This window comes from Geodermatophilus sp. SYSU D00879 (assembly GCF_054050375.1).
Window position 1 is genome coordinate 17,367 of the sequence record NZ_JBJGZF010000018.1, and the last position, 20,131, is coordinate 37,497.

At 75.7% G+C, this 20,131-nt stretch carries 20 protein-coding genes; 12 read left to right on the forward strand and 8 right to left on the reverse strand.

Annotation, left to right across the window (positions count from 1 at the left end):
• Positions 1-2 precede the first annotated feature (2 nt).
• Complete coding sequence (locus ACI79B_RS19370; RefSeq protein WP_456929632.1) at positions 3-548, reverse strand: YbhB/YbcL family Raf kinase inhibitor-like protein; 546 nt, start codon at positions 546-548, stop codon at positions 3-5.
• A 140-nt stretch (positions 549-688) separates the two neighbouring features.
• On the opposite strand from ACI79B_RS19370, the gene ACI79B_RS19375 reads away from it, so the two are divergent.
• Both ACI79B_RS19375 and ACI79B_RS19380 read left to right on the forward strand, forming a co-directional pair.
• Complete coding sequence (locus tag ACI79B_RS19375) at positions 689-1,420, forward strand: HAD family hydrolase (RefSeq protein WP_456929633.1); 732 nt, start codon at positions 689-691, stop codon at positions 1,418-1,420.
• Positions 1,417-3,798 carry a glycoside hydrolase family 65 protein gene (locus tag ACI79B_RS19380; RefSeq protein WP_456929634.1) on the forward strand — a complete coding sequence of 794 codons (2,382 nt, stop codon included), beginning with the start codon at positions 1,417-1,419 and terminating at the stop codon, positions 3,796-3,798. Before ACI79B_RS19375 ends, ACI79B_RS19380 begins: the two co-directional genes overlap by 4 nt.
• Here the strand turns inward: ACI79B_RS19380 and ACI79B_RS19385 are convergent.
• Entirely contained in the window at positions 3,795-4,496 is a 702-nt protein-coding gene (locus tag ACI79B_RS19385; RefSeq protein WP_456929635.1) for a M50 family metallopeptidase, read from the reverse strand. The two genes, ACI79B_RS19380 and ACI79B_RS19385, sit on opposite strands and share 4 nt — an antisense overlap.
• 185 nt (positions 4,497-4,681) lie before the next feature.
• On the opposite strand from ACI79B_RS19385, the gene ACI79B_RS19390 reads away from it, so the two are divergent.
• Both ACI79B_RS19390 and ACI79B_RS19395 read left to right on the forward strand, forming a co-directional pair.
• Positions 4,682-5,284 carry an antibiotic biosynthesis monooxygenase gene (locus ACI79B_RS19390; RefSeq protein ID WP_456929636.1) on the forward strand — a complete coding sequence of 201 codons (603 nt, stop codon included), beginning with the start codon at positions 4,682-4,684 and terminating at the stop codon, positions 5,282-5,284.
• 127 nt (positions 5,285-5,411) lie between these two features.
• Complete coding sequence (locus ACI79B_RS19395; protein WP_456929637.1) at positions 5,412-6,059, forward strand: LysE family translocator; 648 nt, start codon at positions 5,412-5,414, stop codon at positions 6,057-6,059.
• Positions 6,060-6,128: 69 nt separating this feature from the next.
• Here ACI79B_RS19395 and ACI79B_RS19400 read toward each other — a convergent pair whose 3' ends face one another.
• Entirely contained in the window at positions 6,129-8,018 is a 1,890-nt protein-coding gene (locus ACI79B_RS19400; protein ID WP_456929638.1) for an MFS transporter, read from the reverse strand.
• A gap of 745 nt (positions 8,019-8,763) precedes the next feature.
• Positions 8,764-9,621 (reverse strand): ABC transporter permease, encoded by an 858-nt coding sequence (locus ACI79B_RS19405; protein ID WP_456929639.1) that lies wholly within the window; start codon positions 9,619-9,621, stop codon positions 8,764-8,766.
• 70 nt (positions 9,622-9,691) lie between these two features.
• On the opposite strand from ACI79B_RS19405, the gene ACI79B_RS19410 reads away from it, so the two are divergent.
• Both ACI79B_RS19410 and ACI79B_RS19415 read left to right on the forward strand, forming a co-directional pair.
• Complete coding sequence (locus tag ACI79B_RS19410; protein WP_456929640.1) at positions 9,692-10,645, forward strand: ABC transporter permease; 954 nt, start codon at positions 9,692-9,694, stop codon at positions 10,643-10,645.
• 542 nt (positions 10,646-11,187) lie between these two features.
• Positions 11,188-11,427, forward strand: a complete 240-nt coding sequence (locus ACI79B_RS19415) for a hypothetical protein (RefSeq protein ID WP_456929641.1) — start codon at positions 11,188-11,190, stop codon at positions 11,425-11,427.
• A gap of 33 nt (positions 11,428-11,460) precedes the next feature.
• Here the strand turns inward: ACI79B_RS19415 and ACI79B_RS19420 are convergent, their stop codons facing one another.
• Positions 11,461-11,886, reverse strand: a complete 426-nt coding sequence (locus ACI79B_RS19420) for a hypothetical protein (protein WP_456929642.1) — start codon at positions 11,884-11,886, stop codon at positions 11,461-11,463.
• A gap of 105 nt (positions 11,887-11,991) precedes the next feature.
• On the opposite strand from ACI79B_RS19420, the gene ACI79B_RS19425 reads away from it, so the two are divergent.
• From ACI79B_RS19425 to ACI79B_RS19450, 6 genes are all read left to right on the forward strand, one after another.
• Positions 11,992-12,768, forward strand: a complete 777-nt coding sequence (locus ACI79B_RS19425; protein ID WP_456929643.1) for a glycerophosphodiester phosphodiesterase — start codon at positions 11,992-11,994, stop codon at positions 12,766-12,768.
• Complete coding sequence (locus tag ACI79B_RS19430) at positions 12,765-13,664, forward strand: lysophospholipid acyltransferase family protein (RefSeq protein WP_456929644.1); 900 nt, start codon at positions 12,765-12,767, stop codon at positions 13,662-13,664. Before ACI79B_RS19425 ends, ACI79B_RS19430 begins: the two co-directional genes overlap by 4 nt.
• Before the next feature lie 46 nt (positions 13,665-13,710).
• Complete coding sequence (locus ACI79B_RS19435) at positions 13,711-15,057, forward strand: MFS transporter (RefSeq protein WP_456929645.1); 1,347 nt, start codon at positions 13,711-13,713, stop codon at positions 15,055-15,057.
• On the forward strand, positions 15,054-15,779 hold the full coding sequence (locus tag ACI79B_RS19440; RefSeq protein WP_456929646.1) for a thymidine kinase: 726 nt from the start codon (positions 15,054-15,056) through the stop codon (positions 15,777-15,779). Before ACI79B_RS19435 ends, ACI79B_RS19440 begins: the two co-directional genes overlap by 4 nt.
• Before the next feature lie 193 nt (positions 15,780-15,972).
• Positions 15,973-16,317, forward strand: a complete 345-nt coding sequence (locus ACI79B_RS19445) for an RNA polymerase-binding protein RbpA (RefSeq protein ID WP_456929647.1) — start codon at positions 15,973-15,975, stop codon at positions 16,315-16,317.
• A gap of 177 nt (positions 16,318-16,494) precedes the next feature.
• On the forward strand, positions 16,495-17,049 hold the full coding sequence (locus ACI79B_RS19450; protein ID WP_456929648.1) for a dihydrofolate reductase family protein: 555 nt from the start codon (positions 16,495-16,497) through the stop codon (positions 17,047-17,049).
• Here ACI79B_RS19450 and ACI79B_RS19455 read toward each other — a convergent pair.
• Genes ACI79B_RS19455 through lnt form a run of 3 tightly spaced genes read right to left on the reverse strand, consistent with a single transcriptional unit; the run spans position 17,046 to position 20,056 of the window.
• Positions 17,046-17,585 carry an FxsA family protein gene (locus tag ACI79B_RS19455; RefSeq protein ID WP_456929649.1) on the reverse strand — a complete coding sequence of 180 codons (540 nt, stop codon included), beginning with the start codon at positions 17,583-17,585 and terminating at the stop codon, positions 17,046-17,048. The two genes, ACI79B_RS19450 and ACI79B_RS19455, sit on opposite strands and share 4 nt — an antisense overlap.
• 39 nt (positions 17,586-17,624) lie before the next feature.
• A complete protein-coding gene (locus ACI79B_RS19460) occupies positions 17,625-18,416 on the reverse strand; it encodes a polyprenol monophosphomannose synthase (protein ID WP_456929650.1) in 792 nt (263 codons plus the stop codon).
• Positions 18,413-20,056: an apolipoprotein N-acyltransferase gene (gene lnt, locus ACI79B_RS19465; RefSeq protein ID WP_456929651.1), complete on the reverse strand. Its 1,644-nt coding sequence runs from the start codon at positions 20,054-20,056 to the stop codon at positions 18,413-18,415. The genes ACI79B_RS19460 and lnt overlap by 4 nt, the downstream gene beginning before the upstream one ends.
• Positions 20,057-20,131 lie beyond the last annotated feature (75 nt).

Consider the following 20,131-nt stretch of genomic DNA (forward strand, 5'->3'; position numbering starts at 1 on the left):
GGTCAGTCCTCGACGTACACCGGCACGAGCACCGCGCGGGCCAGCGTGTGGCCGAAGAGGTTGAAGCCGTGGAAGGCGGGGCTGGCGTCGTCGGGCACGCCCATGTCCTCGACGTCGAGGGCGTGCACCACGGTGAAGTAGCGGTGCGGGCCGTGGCCGGCCGGCGGCGCGGCGCCGACGTAGCCGGGGAACCCGGCGTCGTTGCGCAGCTGCCGGGCGCCCGCGGGCAGGCCGGCGCCGTCCCGGCTGCCGGCGCCGGTGGGCAGCTCGGTGACGTCGCCGGGGATGCCGGTGACCACCCAGTGCCAGAAGCCGGAGGCGGTGGGCGCGTCGGGGTCGTACACGGTGACCGCGAACCCCTTGGTCTCCTCGGGGTGGCCCGACCAGGACAGCTGGGGGGAGCGGTCCTCCCCGCCTGCGCCCATGACGCCGCTGACGCAGTGCACCGGCAGCACCTCGCCGTCGGTGACGTCGGTGCTGGTGACCGTGAACGACGGGACGGGCGGCAGGAAGTCGTAGGGGCTGGGCGGCTGGGGCCGGTCGGCCATCGGGGTCCTTCCGTCGGGCGGGCGGGGCGGCCGGTGCCGTCCCGGCGCCGACCCTAGGCAGCCGGTCCCCGGCGCGCGCCCCGGATCCCGCGCGTGATCTCGACGGGTCGCCGGGGACGGGCGTGGGTAGCGTCCGCAGCGTGCTCGGACTCCCCGACGGCATCCGCGTGTGCCTCTTCGACATGGACGGCGTCCTGACCCGCACCGCCACCGTGCACATGGCCGCCTGGAAGCGGACCTTCGACGAGTTCCTCCGCGCCCGGGAACCGCAGGCGCCGGAGTTCACCCAGCTCGACTACAACCGCTACGTCGACGGCAAGCCGCGCGCCGACGGCGTCCGCGACTTCCTCGCCAGCCGCGGCATCACGCTGCCCGAGGGCTCGCCGCAGGACCCGCCGGACGCGCCGACCGTGCACGGCGTCGGCCGGCGCAAGAACGAGCTGCTGCTCACCGAGCTCGAGGAGCACGGCGTCGAGGTCTACCCCGGGTCGCTGGCCTACCTGCGCGCGGTCAAGGACGCGGGCCTGGGCACCGCGGTGGTCACCGCCTCGGCCAACGGCGAGCAGGTCATCGCCGCCGGCGGCTTCGCCGACCTCATCGACGCCCGCGTCGACGGCGTGGTCACCGCGCGGGAGGGGCTGCGCGGCAAGCCCGCCCCCGACACGTTCCTGGCCGGCGCCCGCGCCCTGGGCGTCGAGCCGTCGGCCGCCGCGGTGTTCGAGGACGCGCTGGCCGGTGTCGCGGCCGGGCGGGCGGGGCACTTCGGGTTCGTCGTCGGCGTGGACCGGGTCGGGCAGGCCGACGCGCTGAAGGAGAACGGCGCCGACGTCGTCGTGACCGACCTCGACCAGCTGCTGGAGGACCGCACGTGACGGAGGGGAGAGCGACCTTCCCGGTCGAGCCGTGGTCGCTGACCGAGATCGGCCTGGACCACTCGTCGCTGGGCGTGCACGAGTCGGTGTTCGCGCTCGCCAACGGGCACGTCGGCCTGCGCGGCTCGTTCGAGGAGGGGGAGCCGGTCGTCGTCCCCGGCACCTACCTCAACGGCTTCTTCGAGGAGCGGCCGCTGCCCTACGCCGAGGCCGGCTACGGCTTCCCCGAGCAGGGGCAGACCGTCGTCAACGTGACCGACGGCAAGCTGGTCCGGCTGCTGGTCGGCGACACCCCCCTGGACCTGGACTACGGCGAGATCGTCGAGCACCGCCGGACCCTGGACCTGCGCCGCGGCGTGCTGCGCCGGGTCACCGAGTGGCGCTCGCCCAACGGCCGCACGGTGCGGGTGACCAGCACCCGGCTGGTGTCGCTGCGCCGCCGCTCGATCGCCGCGATCGAGTACCAGGTCGAGTGCACCGACGACCGGGGCGACCTCTACATCGCCCTGCAGTCGGACCTGCTGGCCAACGAGCCGGTCGACAGCGGCAGCGAGGGCGACGACCCGCGCGCGGCCGCGGCGCTGCGCCGGCCGCTGGCCAACGAGTTCAGCGTCGCCCGGGGGCGGCGCGCCGTCATGGTGCACCGCACCCGGCGCAGCCACCTGCGGATGGCCGCCGGGATGGACCACGTCGTCGACGTGCCCGACACCGCCACCGAGGACATGGAGGCCGGCGAGGACCTCGCCCGCTACACCCTGGCCGCGCGGCTGCCCGGCCACGGGTCCGGGGTGAAGCTGGTCAAGTACCTCGCCTACGGCTGGTCCTCGCGGCGGTCCGCGGCGGCGCTGCGCGACCAGGTGGAGGGCGCGCTGGCCACCGCCAAGCTGGCCGGGTTCGCGCGGCTGGCCGACGAGCAGCGGCAGGTCCTCGACGAGTTCTGGGCGGGGGCCGACGTCGAGATCGACGGCGACGACGAGCTGCAGCAGGCCGTGCGGGTCGGCGTCTTCCACCTGCTGCAGGCCGGCCTGCGCGCCGAGCGGCAGCCCATCCCGGCCAAGGGGCTGACCGGCCCCGGCTACGACGGGCACACCTTCTGGGACACCGAGACCTACGTGCTGCCCGCGCTCACCTACATCGCCCCGCACGCCGCCCGCGACGCGCTGCACTGGCGGTACTCGACCCTGGACAAGGCCCGGGCGCGGGCCCGCGTGCTGGGCCTGAACGGCGCGGCCTTCCCGTGGCGGACCATCCGCGGGGAGGAGACCTCCGGGTACTGGCCGGCGGGGACGGCGGCCTTCCACATCAACGCCGACATCGCCGACGCCGTCGTCCGGTACCTGCACGCCACCGAGGACGAGGAGTTCGACCGCGACTTCGGCGCGGAGCTGCTGATCGAGACCGCCCGGCTGTGGGCGTCGCTCGGCCACTTCGACGAGGAGCACGGCTTCCGCATCGACGGCGTCACCGGCCCGGACGAGTACACGGCCGTGGTGGACAACAACGTCTACACGAACCTCATGGCGCAGCGGAACCTGCGCGAGGCGGCCGCGGCGGTCGACCGGCAGCCCGACGTCGCCGGCCGGCTGGAGGTCACCGCGGACGAGGTGGAGACCTGGCGGCGGGCGGCGCGGCTGATGGCCGTGCCCTACGACACCCGGCTGGGCGTGCACATGCAGTCCGACGCGTTCACCCACCACGAGGAGTGGGACTTCGCGAACACCCCGCGGGAGTGCTATCCGCTGCTGCTGCACTACCCGTACTTCGACATCTACCGCAAGCAGGTGGTCAAGCAGGCCGACCTCGTGATGGCCCTGCACCTGCGCGGCGACGCGTTCACCTTCGAGGAGAAGGTCGCCGACTTCGCCTACTACGAGGCCCGCACGGTGCGGGACTCCTCGCTGTCGGCGGCGCAGCAGGCGGTGGTGGCCGCCGAGACCGGGCACCTGGAGCTGGCCTACGACTACTGGGCCGAGGCCGCGCTCACCGACCTGCAGAACCTGCACGGCAACTCCGGGCACGGGCTGCACATCGCCTCGATGGCCGGCGGCTGGACGGTCGCCGTCGCCGGGTTCGGCGGGATGCGCGACCACGACGGGCACCTGCTGTTCGCGCCGCGGCTGCCCGAGCGGATCACCCGGCTGCGCTTCCGGCTGGCCTACCAGGCCCGCGTCCTGCAGGTCACCGTGACCAAGGAGCAGGCCACCTACCGGCTGCTCGACGGCGACCCGCTCGACGTGCACCACCACGGCCGCCGGGTGACCGTCGACCACGAGGACCTGGTGGTCGACATCCCGCCGGCGCCGGACACCGGGAAGGTCACCCAGCCACACGGCGCCGAGCCGCGGCGGCGCAGCCCGTACTCCTCCCGGGGGCGCTAGAGGAGCAGCCACCGGACGGCGAGGCCGAGCGCGGCGAGGTCGACCAGCAGGAACACGCCCACCCACAGCAGCGCGGGCAGCCGGGTGAGCCGGGCCAGCTGGTCGGCGTCGGAGTCCGGCGCGGCCCGCCGCCGGCGCGCGCCCTGCAGCTCGAGCACGGTGCGCGGCGCGGCCAGCAGCAGGAACCAGGTGACCGCCGCGGCGACGGCGGCCTGCCCGCCCGGCGGCAGCCACGCGGTGACGGCGGCCAGGCCCGCGCCGGTGACCAGCACCGCCCACAGGCCGTAGAGGTTGCGGATCTGCAGCAGCAGGAGCGCGAGCAGGGCCAGCAGCGCCCACAGCACCCCGACGGCGTGCCCGGCCGCCAGCAGCGCCGCGGCGCCCAGCCCGAACAGCCCCGGCCCGACGTAGCCGGCGGCGCAGGTGAGCACCATCCCGGCGCCGGTGGGCCGGCCCCGGGAGACGGTGAGCCCCGAGGTGTCGGAGTGCAGCCGGATGCCGGCCAACCGGCGGCCGGTGGCCAGCGCGGCCAGGCCGTGCGCGCCCTCGTGGGCGATGGTCACCACGGTCCGCGCCGGGCGCCACAGCGCGGGGGCGGCCACGACGAGCAGCGCGACGGCGGCGGCGCCGGCCAGGACGGTGGGCGGGAGGGGCGCCTCGGCCGTCACGCGGGTCCACAGGCGGTCGACGGCGTCCATCCCGGCGAGTCAACCGTACGCACCTGGGCGGGCCGCGGAGGCCGCCGGACCGCCGTGTCGCCCGTTATCCCCAACTTCCCGGCGCGCCGGACAAGGGTCGGGTCGGGGGAGGGGAACGGCGAGGGCGGGGCAGATCACGCCGCCGCGGCCTGCGCGGCACCCCCGGGGTCGCCGATCCTGGCGGTATGACGACGTCGCTCCCCGTCGCCGGCGCGCGCCTCCCGGTCACCGTCTCCTTCACCCGCCGGGCCGATCCGGCGCACACCCGGGAGATGACGGCGTGGATCCGGGCGGGCATGACGATGGCCGAGACCTTCCCGGGCTTCCTCGGCGCCGGGTGGGTGCGCCCGCGCGGCGGCTCGGACGAGTGGCACATGCTCTGCCGCTTCGCCGACCAGGAGGCGCTCGACGCCTGGGAGGCCTCGGCGGAGCGCGCCTGGTGGCTGCGCTCGGCGGAGGGGCTGGCCGAGGTGACCCGCACCGAGCGGCGCACCGGCATCGAGGGCTGGTTCGACCAGCCGGTCAGCACCGAGGTCGCCACCCCGGCCGGGCCGCCGGCGCCGCCGCGGTGGAAGCAGGCGACGACGATCTGGCTGGTCTTCTACCCGCTCAACCTGCTGGCCACGGTGACCCTCGGGGCGCTGCTGGCCGACGTGCCCGTGGCGCTGCGGGTGCTGGTCGTGACGCTGGCGCTCACCCCGGTGATGACCTACCTGCTGCTGCCGTGGATCACCCGCCGGCTCGGGTGGTGGCTGCACGGCCGGCCCTGGCGCGACCGCCGGCGCTGACCGGCCGGGGACGCGCGCCGTCCCGTGGTCCTCCGTTATCCCCAACTAGCCGCGGCGCTTCCGGCGGGGCGCGACAGGACGGGGAAAAGCCGGCGACGCCGGGAGGGGCTCCTGCCACGCTGGTCGGGTGGACGTCCCGGCGCTGCTGCCCGCGCTGCCCGCCTTCCTGGGGGCGGTGCTGCTGATCGCCGCGACCCCGGGGCCGGCCGTCGCGCTCATCGTGCGCCGGGCGGCCCTGCGGGGGACCGCCGCCGCGGTGCCGACGGTGCTGGGGCTCGAGGCCGGGCTGTTCGTCTGGGCGCTGCTGGCCGGCGCGGGCGTCGCGGCCGCGGTCGCCGCGTCGGAGGCCGGCTTCCTCGTCCTGCGGGCCGTCGGGGCGGCAGTGCTGCTGTGGCTGGGCGGCCGGGCGCTGTGGCGGGCGCTGCGCGGCGGTCCCGGGCCGGCGCCCGACACCGCGGCGGGGCCGGTGCGCCGGCGGTGGGGCGGCGCGTTCGCCGAGGGGCTGCTCGTGCAGCTGGCCAACCCGAAGCTGGCCGTCTTCATGATCGCCTTCTACCCGCAGTTCGTCCCGGCCGGCGGCTCCCCGCTGCCGACCGCGGCCCTGCTGGGGCTGCTGCAGGTGACCGTCGAGACGGCGCTGTACCTCGGGCTGGCGGCCGGCGTCGGCCGGGCCGGCAGCTGGTTCCGCCGCCCCCGGGTGCGCCGCGGCCTCGACGCGACCTCCGGCGCGGTGCTCGTGGGCTTGGGCGTGCGGGTGGCGGCGGCCTCCCGCTGAGAGCCCGACGGGCCCGGAACGCGGACGGGCCGGGGAGCGTGCGCTCCCCGGCCCGCCGTGCGGCAGTGCTCAGGCGTCCGTGCGCTGCAGCGCCGCCAGCTCCCGGGCCACCATCTCCTCGTGCGCCTGCTCGTCCTGGCGCGCCCGGCGCGGGCTCCACCGGCCGGCCATCACGAAGACGAACGGCAGGAAGAGCACCTGCCCGGCGACGCACACCCACCACCAGCGCTGCCACTGGTGCGGGTTCTCCTCGGCGGCGGTGGCGACCTCGTCGCCGTGGGCCGCGAGGTAGGCGAGGTCGTCGGCCGGGATCGCGGCGTTGGCGTCGGTGAGCACCGTCGCGTAGCGCTGCACGAGCGCGAGGTCGGCCTGCACCGCCGGGTCGCCGAGGCTGACCAGCAGCTGCGTGGCGGTGCCGGCGTCGACGCCGAGGGCCTGCGCGATCTGCCCGACGGCGGCGGCACCGGCCGCGGCGTCGGCCGGGTCCTCCTGCAGCGCGGCCAGCGTGGCCGGGTCGACCGCCTGGGCGGCGGCCAGCTGCGGCGCCCGGTTCCGCACCGCCTCGGAGACCGCGGCGGCCTCGTCGGCGTCGGCGCCCTGCTGGGTGGCCACGGCGCCGAGGGCGGTGGCCAGCGCGTCGACGTCGGTGGGGTCGGCGGCCAGCGCCTCGGACGCCGCCGGCGGGACGGCCGACAGGACGGCGACCTCCTGCGGGTGCGCCTCGACGATCTCGGTGACCCGCGACCCCTGGTCGACCAGCACCGAGGTGGCGGGCACGACGAGGGTGAAGACCGCCAGCGACGCCGTCACCACGATCCGCAGCAGCCAGCCCCAGATGGCCAGGCCGGTCGCCGTCGCGGCCGGGTTGTGCCGCTCGACGGTCTCGGTAAACGAGGCCATCCAGGCGACGTAGGCCATGCCGCCGCCGGCCGCCGACAGGATGAAGTAGACCGCGAGCGTGTAGTAGCCGGTCTCCGGCTTCGTCGCCGACAGCGCGAACAGCACCGAGCCCACCAGGCCGACGAGCGTCCCGACGACCATGAACGGCTTGCGCACCCGGAACCGGTCGGTGAGCACGCCGGTGACCACCAGCGCGATCGCGTTGGTCACCCAGTACCAGTTGGCCAGCGCGTTGGCGCGCTGCTCGGAGTAGCCGAACACGGTGGCGAAGTAGACGACCGCGAAGCCGACCAGGATGTAGTAGAGCAGCAGGAAGATGCTGATGGCGAAGGCCGACCCGACGACGTCGAAGCGCAGCATCTGCCGCCAGTGGCCCTTGAGCGCCTGCTCGGTGTCCAGGCCGCGGGCCCGGGCCTCGATGAGCGCGCGGTCGCGCATGCTGACCATGAGCTGGTCGCGCAGGGCGGGGGAGAGCTCGCGCAGCCCGACCAGCGCGACGAGGAAGACGACCAGGCCGGCGACGCCGCAGACGTAGAACTGCCAGCGCCAGTCGGGGTGGTCGTCGAGGGTGTTGCTGGACACCGTGGTGACCACCAGGCTGCCCAGCACCGGGCCGAGCGTCCAGAAGCCCATGGCGACGCCGCGGCCGACCTGGGGGGAGAAGTCGCGGATCAGCGCCGGGGTGGCCACCAGCACGACGCCCTCGACGAAGCTCAGCACCGCGAACAGCACGGTGAAGGCCGTCTTGCCCGGCGCGTGCGGCAGGCCCACCAGGAGGATCAGGCCCGTGATGAGCAGGCCGCCGACGACGAGGTTGGCCCGCCCCCAGCGGTCGGCGAGGCCGGCGAACAGCGAGGCGAAGGCGCCGACCAGGTTGCCGATGACCGAGACGAACACGTAGCCGGTGAACGAGTAGCCGAGCTCGGCGATGATCTGCGTCGCGACGGCGCCCCCGACGTAGAGCTCGTAGTACAGGACCACCGTGGCCAGCACGGTGATCCCCAGGTAGAGCGACCGGGGACCGGTGTCGGGGTAGCGGTCGAGCTTGCGGTCCCACAACCGGCGCAGGCCCCCGCCAGCGGATGGCGTGGGTGTCTGGCTCGGTCGGAGGTCGGTAGCGGTCACGTGCGGTCCCTTCCCGGCGCAGCGCCGAGCACGGGGGGGGAGACGGCCCCGGACGGGCCGCCGGTGTGGCGCGGAGCACACCGGCGCGGAACGTAATCGCGGGATGTTGCAGGCGTCAACGGAACCGTCGGGTGTCGTCACCGGACCGTGACCCGCGGCTGTTGACCCGTTATCCCGAACTGCGGGTCATAACCGGAAGACGGGAGGAACGGACGACGACGGGGGAGGGGTCCCGCCCGGTGGTCGCCGGGGAGCGCCCGCGCGACAGAGGTGGCTGCGGGCCGCCGCAGCGTGCCAGCGGGGCGGACCTCGAGGAAGGCGGCCGACACACCGTCGGGCGATCGCGGCTCCGCCGCCGTAGGCGGGTGAGACTGTCCGCCGCCGGTGCCCAGGTCGTGCAGGACACCGGCGGCGGAGCCTGGCAGGCGCCGCCGGTCGCCCGCGACGGGCCGGCTCGAAGCGACTTCGGGGACGCCGCTGCACGAGGAGTACCCCAATCCGTTATCCCCAACATTGAGATGAACTCACCGATCGGGAAACCCCAAGACGACAGTTGTGCGACGGGGGTCCCCTCGGTCATGGAGGTCTCGGACCGCCCGTTGGACGGGGGAGGGCGGTGCGCCACCCCGGCGCCGCACGGGGGTCCGTCCCGGGCCGGCCACCGGCCGGGGGAGCGGGCTCAGTGCCCGCGGGACGTCCGGCCGGCCGCGCGCAGCCCCTCGCCGAGGAGGACGAAGGCGGCCACCGCGAGGACGAGCACGAGGCTCGGCGCGACGAGGGCGTGCGGTGCGCGCGACGCCGCCTCGCCGCCCTGCTGCAGCAGGATGCCCCAGGACTCGGTGGGCCGCTGCAGCCCGACCCCGGCGAAGGTCAGCACCGCCTCGGCGGAGATCAGCACGCCCGCGTACGCGCTGGCGAACACCAGCAGCGGGCGCACGGCGTTGGGCAGCACGTGCCGGAGGACCAGCCGCAGCGACCCGGTGCCCAGGGCGCGCGCCGCGGTGACGTACTCGAGCGCCAGGACCTGCCGGGTGCCGGCGCGCATGACGCGCACCATCGGCGGCCAGCTGAACACCGTCAGCACGGCGACGACCTGCCACACCCCGCGGCGGTCGGTCGCGCTGAGCAGGACCACGCCGCCGAGCACGAGCGGGATGCCCGACCACACGTCGGTGAGCCGCGAGACGACGCCGTCGACCCAGCCCCCGGCTGCGCCGGCCAGTGTCCCCAGTACGACGGCGAGCAGGCCGCTGAGCACGATGACCGCGACGGCGAGCAGCAGCGACGTCCGCGCGCCGTACATCGTCTTGGCGAGCAGGTCGCAGCCGAACAGGTCGAAGCCGAAGGGGTGGTCCCAGGACGGCGCCACGAGGGAGTCGGCCAGGTCGCAGGAGCGGGGGTCGGCGTCGGTGAAGGCGCCGGGCGCCAGTGCCGTCACGGTGAGCAGCCCCAGCACGGCGACCGCGACGGCCAGCGGGGCGTTCCAGCGCCCCGCCCCCGGCCGGACCTCCCGGGGGTCGGGGAACGAGGACGGCACCGGCGGAGTCTGACCGAGCGGGTGCCGCGCCGTCGACCGGGATGATCACCGTGCTGCCACGATGTCGCCCGTGGTCGCGTTCGTCGCCCGCCGGTCCGGGCAGATGCTGCTCAGCCTGTGGGCGGCGGTGACCCTGGTGTTCGTCGCCGTGACGCAACTCCCCGGGGACCCGGTGCGGGCGCTGTTCGGGTTCCAGCCGCCGCCCCCGGCGCTCTACGCCCGCATCCGCAGCGACTACCGCCTCGACGAGCCCCTGCCGGTCCAGTACGGCCTCTACCTGCGGGACCTGCTGACCGGCGACTGGGGGCGCGGGCTGCCCTCCCTCCGGGGCGACGCCGTGGTGCCCGGGCCCGCCGTGCTCGACGTCGTCGCCGCCACCGCGCCGGTGAGCGCGGCCCTGCTCGCCGGCGCGGTGATCGTGCAGCTCCTGGTGGGCGTGGTCGCCGGGGCGCTGGCCACGAGCGGGCGGTGGACGGGCACGGGCGTCTACGCGGTGGCCACGGTGCTGGTGGGCACGCCGGTCGTCGTCGCGGCCTACCTGTTGCGGTTCGTCTTCGTCTCCGAGCTCGGCTGGGCGCCGTTCAACGGGCGCACGGGGGAGCCGGCGGCCTACGTCCTCCCCGTGCTCGCCCTGGCGGCGCTGTCGACCGGCTACGTCGCGCTGATCACCCGCGCCGAGGTCGGGGACACCCTGCGGGCGCCGTTCGTCCAGGCCGCGCGCGGCCGCGGGCTGTCGCCGTCCCGGGTGGTCGGCGTGCACGCACTGCGGCCGGCGCTGACGCCGGTGGTGACGTTCGTGGCGGCCAACCTGGGCCAGCTGTTCGTGGGGCTGATCGTGGTCGAGGGCGTGTTCGGCATGCCCGGTGTCGGGGCGGCGATCCTGGGGGCGATCGAGGCGCACGACCGGGCGCTGCTGGTCGGGCTCACCACGGTCGTCATCGGTGCGGTGATCGTGGCGAACGCGGTCGCCGACGTCGTCGCGGCGGCGGTCGACCCGCGGGTCCGCCTGAGCCCGGCGACCTGACCAGAGCTCGGGGAGCGGGCCCTCTCCACGTTAGTTGACATAATGTGCATTATCGGCGGAGGCTCCAGGAGCTCGAGAGGGGCTGCCGGGACGCCCGGAGGCCGCCTCGAGACGGGCGACCGGTCCGCCCGTCGGTGACCGGTCGTCGACGGGCGCCGACGAGTCGCTCGTGTTGCCGTGCTCGTGTCGCCGTGCTCGTCGTGCCGCGGCGGGTCGCCGGCGCGCGCGACGTCGTGCCGGCCGCGCCCAGGCGTTTCCGTCGCTTTCCCATCCGGGCCTCGTGCACGACTCCACGACACCCGTCGCCGCCCGGCCATCTGTCGACCGCCCGTCGGCCGACCACCTGTGCGTCCCGGTCCGGCCCCCGGTGTTCCCGGTGATCGTCCGGGTGCTCGTCGACGGCCGATCCGGGCCCCGCTCCGGCCGGGATCCCCTCTCGCCCCACCCGGCGACACCTCTATCATTCCGTCACTGTGACGTTATGCCGGTGGTGTCAGCGGGTTCGACGGGCGCCCGGCCCGGTGCCTGCTTAGGGTCGAGACATGGAACTCCGCCGCCCGATCGCCGCCCTCATGACCGCGCTGGCGCTGTTCGGGGGCGGCGCGACGCTCACCGCCTGCAACGCGGCCGGTGACACCCAGAACGACGGCACCACCGACGACAGCGAGAACACCGGCGGCAACGACCCGGCCGACGAGTCGCAGGACAACCTGCCGGACAACAGCAACCCGGACCAGGAAGCGCCCGAGGACCAGGACGACGACACCCAGGACCCGGACTGACCCGCCGCTGACGAGCCGGCCCGCGACGCGGGGTCAGCCGGCGGCGCGCTCGGAGACCCAGAGCTTGTCGAGCCGGCCCGTGGAGTGCACCAGATCGGCCAGCGACCGCTCCAGCTCGGCCTTCGTGTGCCGCTCGCCGAGCAGCGTCTGGACGTCCTCGAGCGCGCAGCGCAGCTGGAACAGCCGGTCCTGCAGCCCGTCGAGCTCGGCGCGGCGCACGAGGACGACGTCGTCGGAGAGGCCGGCCTTGGCGACCGCCGTGCGCTGCTCGTACGCGCGCTGCCGGCAGGCCTGGCCGCAGTACATCCGCGGGCGGCCGACCGAGCCCGCCTGGGGCAGCACCCGCCGGCACCAGCCGCAGCGCCGTTCGGCCCCGCTCCCCTGCCGTCCCGTCGTCGTGTCCGCCTTCCCTGCCGTCCCGTCGGTCCCGACCACGCGGTCGGCGTGCTGCTTGCCCACGCCGGGCACGCTAGACGCCGCCACCGACAGTCCCGGCGGACACGCCCGACCCGTCGGGAGAAGGGGCTGGTGAGCGCGTCGGAGCGGCCGGTTAGCGTGTCGCCCGTGCCTCCCGCCCGGTTCGCCTTCCTCGACGCGCCGGCGCCGCTGGCGATGGCGCACCGCGGCGGGGCGATCGAGCACCTGGAGAACTCCATGCCGGCCTTCGAGGCCTGCGTGAAGTTGGGCTACCGGTACATCGAGACCGACGTCCGGGTGACCGCCGACGGCGTCGTCGTCGTCTTCCACGACCCGGCGCTGGACCGGGTCACCGACCGCACCGGCCGGATCGAGCAGCTGTCCTGGGCCGAGGTCGCCGCCGCCCGCATCGGCGGCCGGGAGCCGATCCTGCGGCTGGAGGACCTGCTCGGCGCGTGGCCCGACGTCCGGTTCAACCTCGACATCAAGGCCGCCGGGGTGCTCGCGCCGCTGGTGCGGGTGCTGCGCCGGATGGACGTCCTGGACCGGGTCTGCCTCGCCTCGTTCTCCGACGCCCGCGTCGCCGCCGCCCGGCGGCTGCTCGGCCCCACGGTGTGCACGTCGCTGGGCCCGCGGGGCGTGGCGGCGCTGCGGCTGTCGTCCTACTCCCCGCGCGCGGCCGGGCTGGTGCGCATGCAGGCCGGCTGTGCCCAGGTGCCGCTGCAGCTGGGTGGCCGGGCGCTGGTCGACGAGCGGTTCCTCGCCGCCGCGCACGCCCGCGGCCTGCAGGTGCACGTGTGGACGGTGGACACCCCGGAGGAGGCGACGGCGATGCTCGACCTCGGCGTGGACGGCATCATGACCGACCGCCCGGCCATGCTGAAGGAGATCCTCGAGGCGCGCGGCCAGTGGGTGGGCCGGTGACCGGTCTGCTCCAGCGGCTGGCCACGGGGGTGAAGGAGTGGCGGCCGGCCCCGCCGCCGCTGCCCGACCACCTGGAGGCGGTGCTGCACGACGGGGACCCCGAGTGGTTCGCCCGGGAGCTGGCCATCGCCGCCGCGCCGCCGTGGGAGGTGTGGCTGCTCCTGCTGCGCCGGTTCTCCTGGCTGGTGGACCTGTTCGGCCGGGTGGAGGTCACCGGGTGCATCCCCGAGGAGCTGCGCCGCGGGCCGCTGCTGCTGGCGGCCAACCACGTCGGCGACTTCGACCCGTTCGTGATCGCGGTCGCACTGCACCGGCTGGGCGTGGTGCCGCGGATCATGGCCACCGGCGGGATCATCTCCGCGCCGCTGGTCGGGCCGCTGCTCGAGCGGGCCGGCGGCATCCGGGTGGAGCGCGGCACCGAGGTCGCCCGGCACGCGGTGCGGGTCACCGAGGTGGCGCTGGTGCACGGCGGGCACGTCGTCGCCTATCCCGAGGGGCGGGTCGGGCTGGCGCCCGACGGGTGGCCCGAGCGCGGCCGCACCGGGATGGCCCGGCTGGCGCTCGGCGTCGGGGTGCCGGTGATCCCGGTCAGCCAGTGGGGCGCGCAGGAGGTGCTGCAGTACGGCAACGACTGGGGGAAGCTGCGCACCCTGGCCCGCTCGCTGGTGCGGCGGCCGGTGCTGCGGGTGCACGTCGGCCCGCCGGTGTACCTGGAGGACCTGCGCCTGGGCCGGGTGGGCGACGCCAACCGGGCGCGGATGCGGATCGCCGCGGCGATCACCCGCGGGCTGGTGCCGCTGCGCGCGGCCGGCCGGCCGCTGCACCCGGACCCCACCCGCCCGACCAACGGTGCCGCGGCGTTCCCCGGCGGCGTCGTCCCCCCGGACATCCCGTGACCGCCCGGTGCTGGAACGGGCCGCGCCGGGCTGGCACCCTGCGCCCGTGACCGCCCCCCACGTCGACGCCGCGCGGCCCGTCGACCGCGCCCTGCGCCGCGAGCGCTTCGGCTGGTACTCCTACGACTGGGCGATGTCGGTGTTCAACACCAGCGTCACCACGGTCTTCCTGGGTCCGTACCTGACCACCGTCGCCGAGGACGCCGCCGGCGCCGACGGCCGGCTGCCCTTCCTCGGCCTGTCCATCCCGCCGGGCAGCTGGTTCTCCTACGTGCTGTCGTTCTCGGTGGTCCTGCAGGTCGTGGTGCTGCCGCTCACCGGCGCCGTCGCCGACCGCACCGGGCGCAAGCGGCAGCTGCTCGGCGGGCTGGCGCTGCTCGGGGCGCTGGCCGCGACCTGCCTGTTCTTCGTCGCCGACGGCCGCTACCTCTTGGGCGCGGCGCTGTTCGTCGTCGCCAACGTGGCCTTCGGCGCCGCGACGGTCGTCTACTACTCGTGGCTGCCCGACCTCGCCGGCCCCGACGAGCGCGACGCGGTGTCCAGCCGCGGGTGGGCGTTCGGGTACGTCGGCGGGGCGCTGCTGCTGGCCGTGCACCTCGGGTTGTTCCTCGGCGCGGAGTCCCTGGGGCTGACCACCGGCGAGGCGGTGCGCATCTGCCTGGCGACGTCGGGGCTGTGGTGGGGGCTGTTCACCCTGGTCACCGTCTCGCTGCTGCGCGACCGGCCCCCGCAGGCCGCCGCGCACGCCACCCCCAGCGGCTTCCGCCAGCTGGCCGCCACGCTGCGCGGGATGCGGGCGTTCCCCCTCACGCTGTGGTTCCTCGGCGCGTACCTGCTGTTCAACGACGGCGTGCAGACGGTCATCTCGCTCAGCGCTACCTACGCCAGCGAGGAGCTGGGGCTGTCCCAGTCGGTGCTCACCGGCGCGATCCTCATGGTCCAGGTGGTCGCCGTGTTCGGGGCGCTGGGCCTGGGCCGGGTGGCGGCCCGCTACGGCGCCAAGCGGACCGTGCTGGGCTGCCTGGTCGCCTGGACGGCGGTGCTGGTGGCGGCGTACTGGCTGCAGGAGGGCGCGGTCGCCCAGTTCTACGCGCTGGCCGCGGTGATCGGGCTGGTGCAGGGCGGCACGCAGGCGCTGTCCCGGTCGCTGTTCAGCCACCTCATCCCGGCCGGCCGGGAGGCGGAGTACTACAGCTTCTACGAGATCAGCGACCGCGGGACCAGCTGGCTGGGGCCGCTGGCGTTCGGCCTGACCTACCAGCTCACCGGCTCCTACCGGTACGCGATCATCAGCCTGGTGGTCTTCTTCGTCGCCGGGTTCCTGCTGCTGCTGCGGCTGCCGATGCGCCGGGCCGTGCAGGCCGCGGGCAACACCCCGCCGGAGCGGCTGTGAGCGACCCGTCCGCCCCGCTGGTGGCGGTCCCGGCGGCCGGGGACCGGCGGCGCGCCCCCGCCCCGGCGCACCTGCGGTTCTTCCACGGGCCGATGGACTGCGGGAAGTCCACGCTGGCCCTGCAGGTGGACCACAACCAGAGCCGGCAGGGCCGCTCGGGGCTGCTGCTCACCCAGGGCGACCGGTCGGCGCAGCCGCGGATCAGCTCCCGGGTGGGGCTGTGCCGCGACGCCGTCGAGGTCGACCCGGGCACCGACCTGCTGCTGCTGGTGCGCAGCCACTGGGCCGACGGGCGGCGGGTGGACTACCTGATCGTCGACGAGGCGCAGTTCCTCACCCCCGGGCAGGTGGACCAGCTCGCCGAGCTCGTCGACGCCTCGCACGTCGACGTCTACGCCTTCGGGCTGACCACCGACTTCCGCGCCCGGCTGTTCCCGGGCACCCAGCGGCTGCTGGAGGTCGCCGACGACGTGCAGCGGATCCAGGTCGAGGTGCTGTGCTGGTGCGGCCTGCCCGGGCTGCTCAACGCCCGGGTCGTCGACGGGCAGATGGTGCGCGAGGGCGCCACCGTCGTCGTCGCCGACACCGCGCCCACCCCGGCACCCGATCCCGATCCCGAGCCCGGCCCGGAGGTGCACTACCAGGTGCTGTGCCGGCGGCACCACGTGCTCGGCCAGCTGGGGCCGACCGCGGCGGGCCCGGGGCAGCTCGCCCTGCCCTGAGCGGGCCGGCCTCCCCCGGCCGAGGGGGCCGCGCGCGGCCCAATACCACCCCATGCGATGATGGGGAACCGACTCAGCGGAATCTCTCCGCGAAATCCGCCGTTGGTCTCTTTCGACACCCTCCCGCAGTGGGTACCCCCTGCCGCGACGAGGAGTCCTGACCGACACCACCAGCACGAGAGGACGGTGTGCCATGGGCGAGCGTTCCCTGCGGGGCAGCCGACTGGGCAGCGTGAGCTACGAGACCGAGCGGAACACCGCGCCGATCGAGCGGCAGTACGTCGAGTACCGGTGCACCTCGGGTCACCAGTTCACCGTTCCCTTCGCGGACGACGCCGAGGTGCCCGACACCTGGGAGTGCAAGTTCGACGGCTCCTCGGCCAAGCTGGTCGGCGGCTCCGAGCCGGCGCCCAAGAAGGTCAAGCCGCCGCGGACGCACTGGGACATGCTGCTCGAGCGCCGCTCCGTGGAGGACCTCGAGGAGGTCCTCGCCGAGCGTCTCGAGGTGCTGCGCGGCCGGCGGACCCGCGCCAGCTGAGGAAGGACCCGCCTCCTCCCCCGCTCGCGACCTCGCGGCGGGCCCCCGGAGGCGGGCCGTTCCGGAGGCGTTGACGGCCCCGGTGGGACTCCCCACCGGGGCCGTTCCGCGTCCGGGGACCGGTGAGTTCCCGCCCCTGCCCCGGTCTGCCCCACAGGACCCGACCGAGGAGGACCCGTGGCGCACCTGATCGCCGGCATGACCATGTCCCTGGACGGCTACACCGCCGACCCCGACGGCGACTTCGGCATGCTCTACGCCGACCTCGGCACCCCGGCCGGCGAGCAGTACCTGGCGGCGTCCCAGGCCGAGACCGGCGCGGTGCTCATGGGCCGGCGCACCTACGACGGCGCGCCCGACCCCGACTCCTACGCCGACGACTACGAGTACCAGGTGCCGATCGTCGTCCTGACCACGCACCCGCCGGCGACCCCGCCGCGGCGCAACGACCGGCTGTGGGTCACCTTCTGCGGCGACCTCCGCGAGGCGGTGGACACCGCCCGCGCGCTGGCCGGCGACAAGGCGGTCACCGTCGTCGGCGGCGCGGACCTCAACCGCCAGCTGCTCGACGCCGGCCTGTTCGACGAGCTGCGCGTCGACGTCGTCCCGGTGCTGCTCGGCGGCGGCCTGCGCGCCTTCGACGGCGTCGCCCCCGGCCGGCTCGAGGTGCTCGACGTCGAGCGGGTGGGCGAGCGCACCTGCCTGCGCTTCCGGCCCCGCCGCCGGGACTAGCGGGGCACCCGCTGCCCGGGGGCGCCGGCCCCGGCGACCGGACCCCCGGCGACCGGGCCCTCGACCACCTCGCCCTCGACCACCTCGCCCTCGATGACCCGCACCCCGCCGTCGGGCCGGGCGTGCACCGGGCCGGGCACCCGGGTGCTGTGCACCCGCACCGGCGCGGACAGGCCCAGCCGCGCGGCCAGCCCGCGGCCCACGGCGGCGCGCACCAGCGGGCGGGTGGGCGGCAGCAGGCACAGCAGGCCGACGACGTCGCCGAGGAAGCCCGGCAGCACCATCAGCGCGCCGCCCACGGCGACCAGCCCGGCGTCGGTGGCCGCGGTGCCCGGCGCGCGGCGCTCCCGGGCGCGGGCGCGCAGCTCGTCCAGCGCCCGGGTCCCCTGCCGGGCCAGCAGCCCCCAGCCCAGGACGGTGGTGGCCAGCGCGGCCAGCAGCGTCCAGCCCACGCCGATCCACGCGGCGACCAGCGCGAAGACGACGACCTCGGCGAGGGCCCACAGCCCCGCCAGCACCCGTACCCGGTGTCCCACGGCACTCCCCGGCCCGGCTCGCGGGCGGCCCGGGTCCGCCTACCGGACCTCGCTGGACCGCCCGCGCTCGCGGGCCCGTCCCGGCACGGGCGGTGGGACCCGGCCCGGCAGGCGGTCGGCCAGCCGGTCCTGCAGGCCCCAGAGGGTGACCCGTGCCAACGCCTCTCCAACGATCGAGGGCGTCATCTTGCTCCTGCCGAACTCGCGTTCGCTGAAGGTGATCGGCACCTCCACCACCCGGGCGCCCTCCCGCCAGGCGCGCCACACCCAGTCGACCTGGAAGCAGTAGCCCTGGCTGGCCACCTCGTCGAAGGGCAGCCGGTCCACCAGCTCCCCGCGGACGGCACGGAACCCGCCGGTGGCGTCGGCCAGCGGCAGCCGCAGCGCCCGGCGGGTGTAGACGTTGCCCAGCCGGGACAGCAGCAGCCGCCGGCGCGGCCAGTCCTCGACGCGGCCGCCGGGCACATAGCGCGAGCCCAGCGCGAGATCGGCGTCGCCGAGGGCGGCCAGCAGCAGCGGCAGCTGCTCGGGGTGGTGGGAGCCGTCGGCGTCCATCTCCACCAGGACGGCGTAGCCGCGCTCCCGACCCCAGCGGAAGCCGGCGACGTAGGCCGGGCCCAGCCCCGCCTTCTCCGTGCGGCGCAGCACGTGCACCCGGTCGTCCCGCGCGGCCAGCTTCTCGGCCAGCTCGCCGGTGCCGTCGGGTGAGCCGTCGTCGACGACCAGGGCGTGCGCGGTGGGGACGGCGGCGTGCAGCCGGTCGAGGATCGGCTCGAGGTTCTCCGCCTCGTCGTAGGTGGGGACGACGACGAGGACCCGCGCCGCGCTCACCGGGCGGCCCGGCGGGCCCGCTGCCGGCGGCGCAGCGCCGGGGCGGCGACCGCGAGCACCGCGCCGGCGCCCAGCGCGGTCAGCGCCCACTCCGGGGCCGCGCCCAGCCGCTCGGCGACGGTGGTGGAGTCGCGCTGGGCGACGTCCTCGACGAACACCGCGGGGGTGAACAGCTCCGAGCGGCGGGCCAGCGACCCGTCGGGCGCCACGACGGCGGAGATGCCGCTGGTGGCCGCCACGACGACGGTGCGGCCGAACTCGACCGCGCGCAGCCGGCTGGCGGCCAGCTGCTGCTCGCTCTCGTCGGTGTAGCCGAAGGTGGCGTTGTTGGTCTGCACGACGAGCATCCCGGCGCCGGCCTCCACGGTGTCGGCGACGAGGGAGTCGTAGACCACCTCGAAGCAGATGACGTCCCCGACCCGCGCGCCGCCCATGTCCAGCACGCCGACCTCGGTGCCGTGGGTGAAGTCGCGGCGGACCAGGTCCACCTTGTCGCTGAAGAAGCGGAAGAACGCCCGCGCCGGCACGTACTCGGCCAACGGGACGGGGTGCCGCTTGACGTAGGTGTCGCCGGGCCCGGTCACGGGGTCCCACACGATGCCGGTGTTGCTCAGGTACCGGCCGGGCCCCTCGACCACCGCGCCGACCAGGATCGGCGCGCCGATCGCCTCGGCGGCGCGGCTGATCTGCCGGGCGGCGTCGGCGTTGCGGTAGGGGTCGATGTCGGAGCTGTTCTCCGGCCAGACGACCAGGTCCGGCCGCGCCCGGTCCCCGGCCGCGACCGCGGCGGCCAGCTGCACCGTCTGCTGCACGTGGTTGTCCAGCACCGCCCGGCGGCGGGCGTTGAACTCCAGTCCGGCCTCGGGGACGTCGCCCTGGATGACGGCGACGGTCCGGGTGGGGCCGCCGTCGGTGAGCGAGGGGCCGGGCAGCGGCGTCCAGGCCAGCGCGCCGAGCAGCGGGACGGCGAGGACGGCGGCCACCAGCGCGGCCGCGGTGCGCAGCGCCGGCCCGCGGGCCGCACGCTCGCCGGCCGCGCGCCAGGCCCGGGCCAGCGCGAGCAGCGCCGCGGCCAGCAGGGTGCCGGTGAGCGCGACGGCGAAGGACACCAGCGGCACCCCGCCGTAGGCGGCGAGGGAGAGGAAGGCGCCGTCGGTCTGGCTCAGCCCCAGCCGCCCCCAGGGGAAGCCGCCGAGCGGCAGGCGGCCGCGCAGCGCCTCGTCGGCCACCCACAGCGCCGCGGTCCACAGCGGCCACAGCCGCAGACCGGACACCGCCGCGCCGGCCGCGCCGAGCAGCGCGAGGAACAGCGCCTGGGAGACCGCCAGCGCCAGCCAGGGGAACGCGCCGACGAAGGTGCCGGTCCACGACAGCAGCGGCACGAAGAACGCCAGGCCGCACACCAGGCCCAGCCACGCACCGGACCGGGCCCGCTGCCCGCGCACGGCCAGCGCCAGCGCCGCCGGTCCGAGCACCGCCAGCGGGGGCAGCGACCAGCCGGGGAAGGCCAGCAGCATCGCCAGGCCGCCGGCGGCGGCGAGCGCGGTGCGCCACGGCAGGCGGCGGGCCCGGCGCGGGCCGGCTCCCGCGGGCGCGCCAGAGCCGGTGTCCCGCTCCTGCGTCACGGCTGCTGGCGGCACCCACGACCTCCCCGCGACGTCCAGCCGCGGGCAGCGCCCGGGCGTCCGGCTGCACGCCGCCCGCGAGTGGACGGC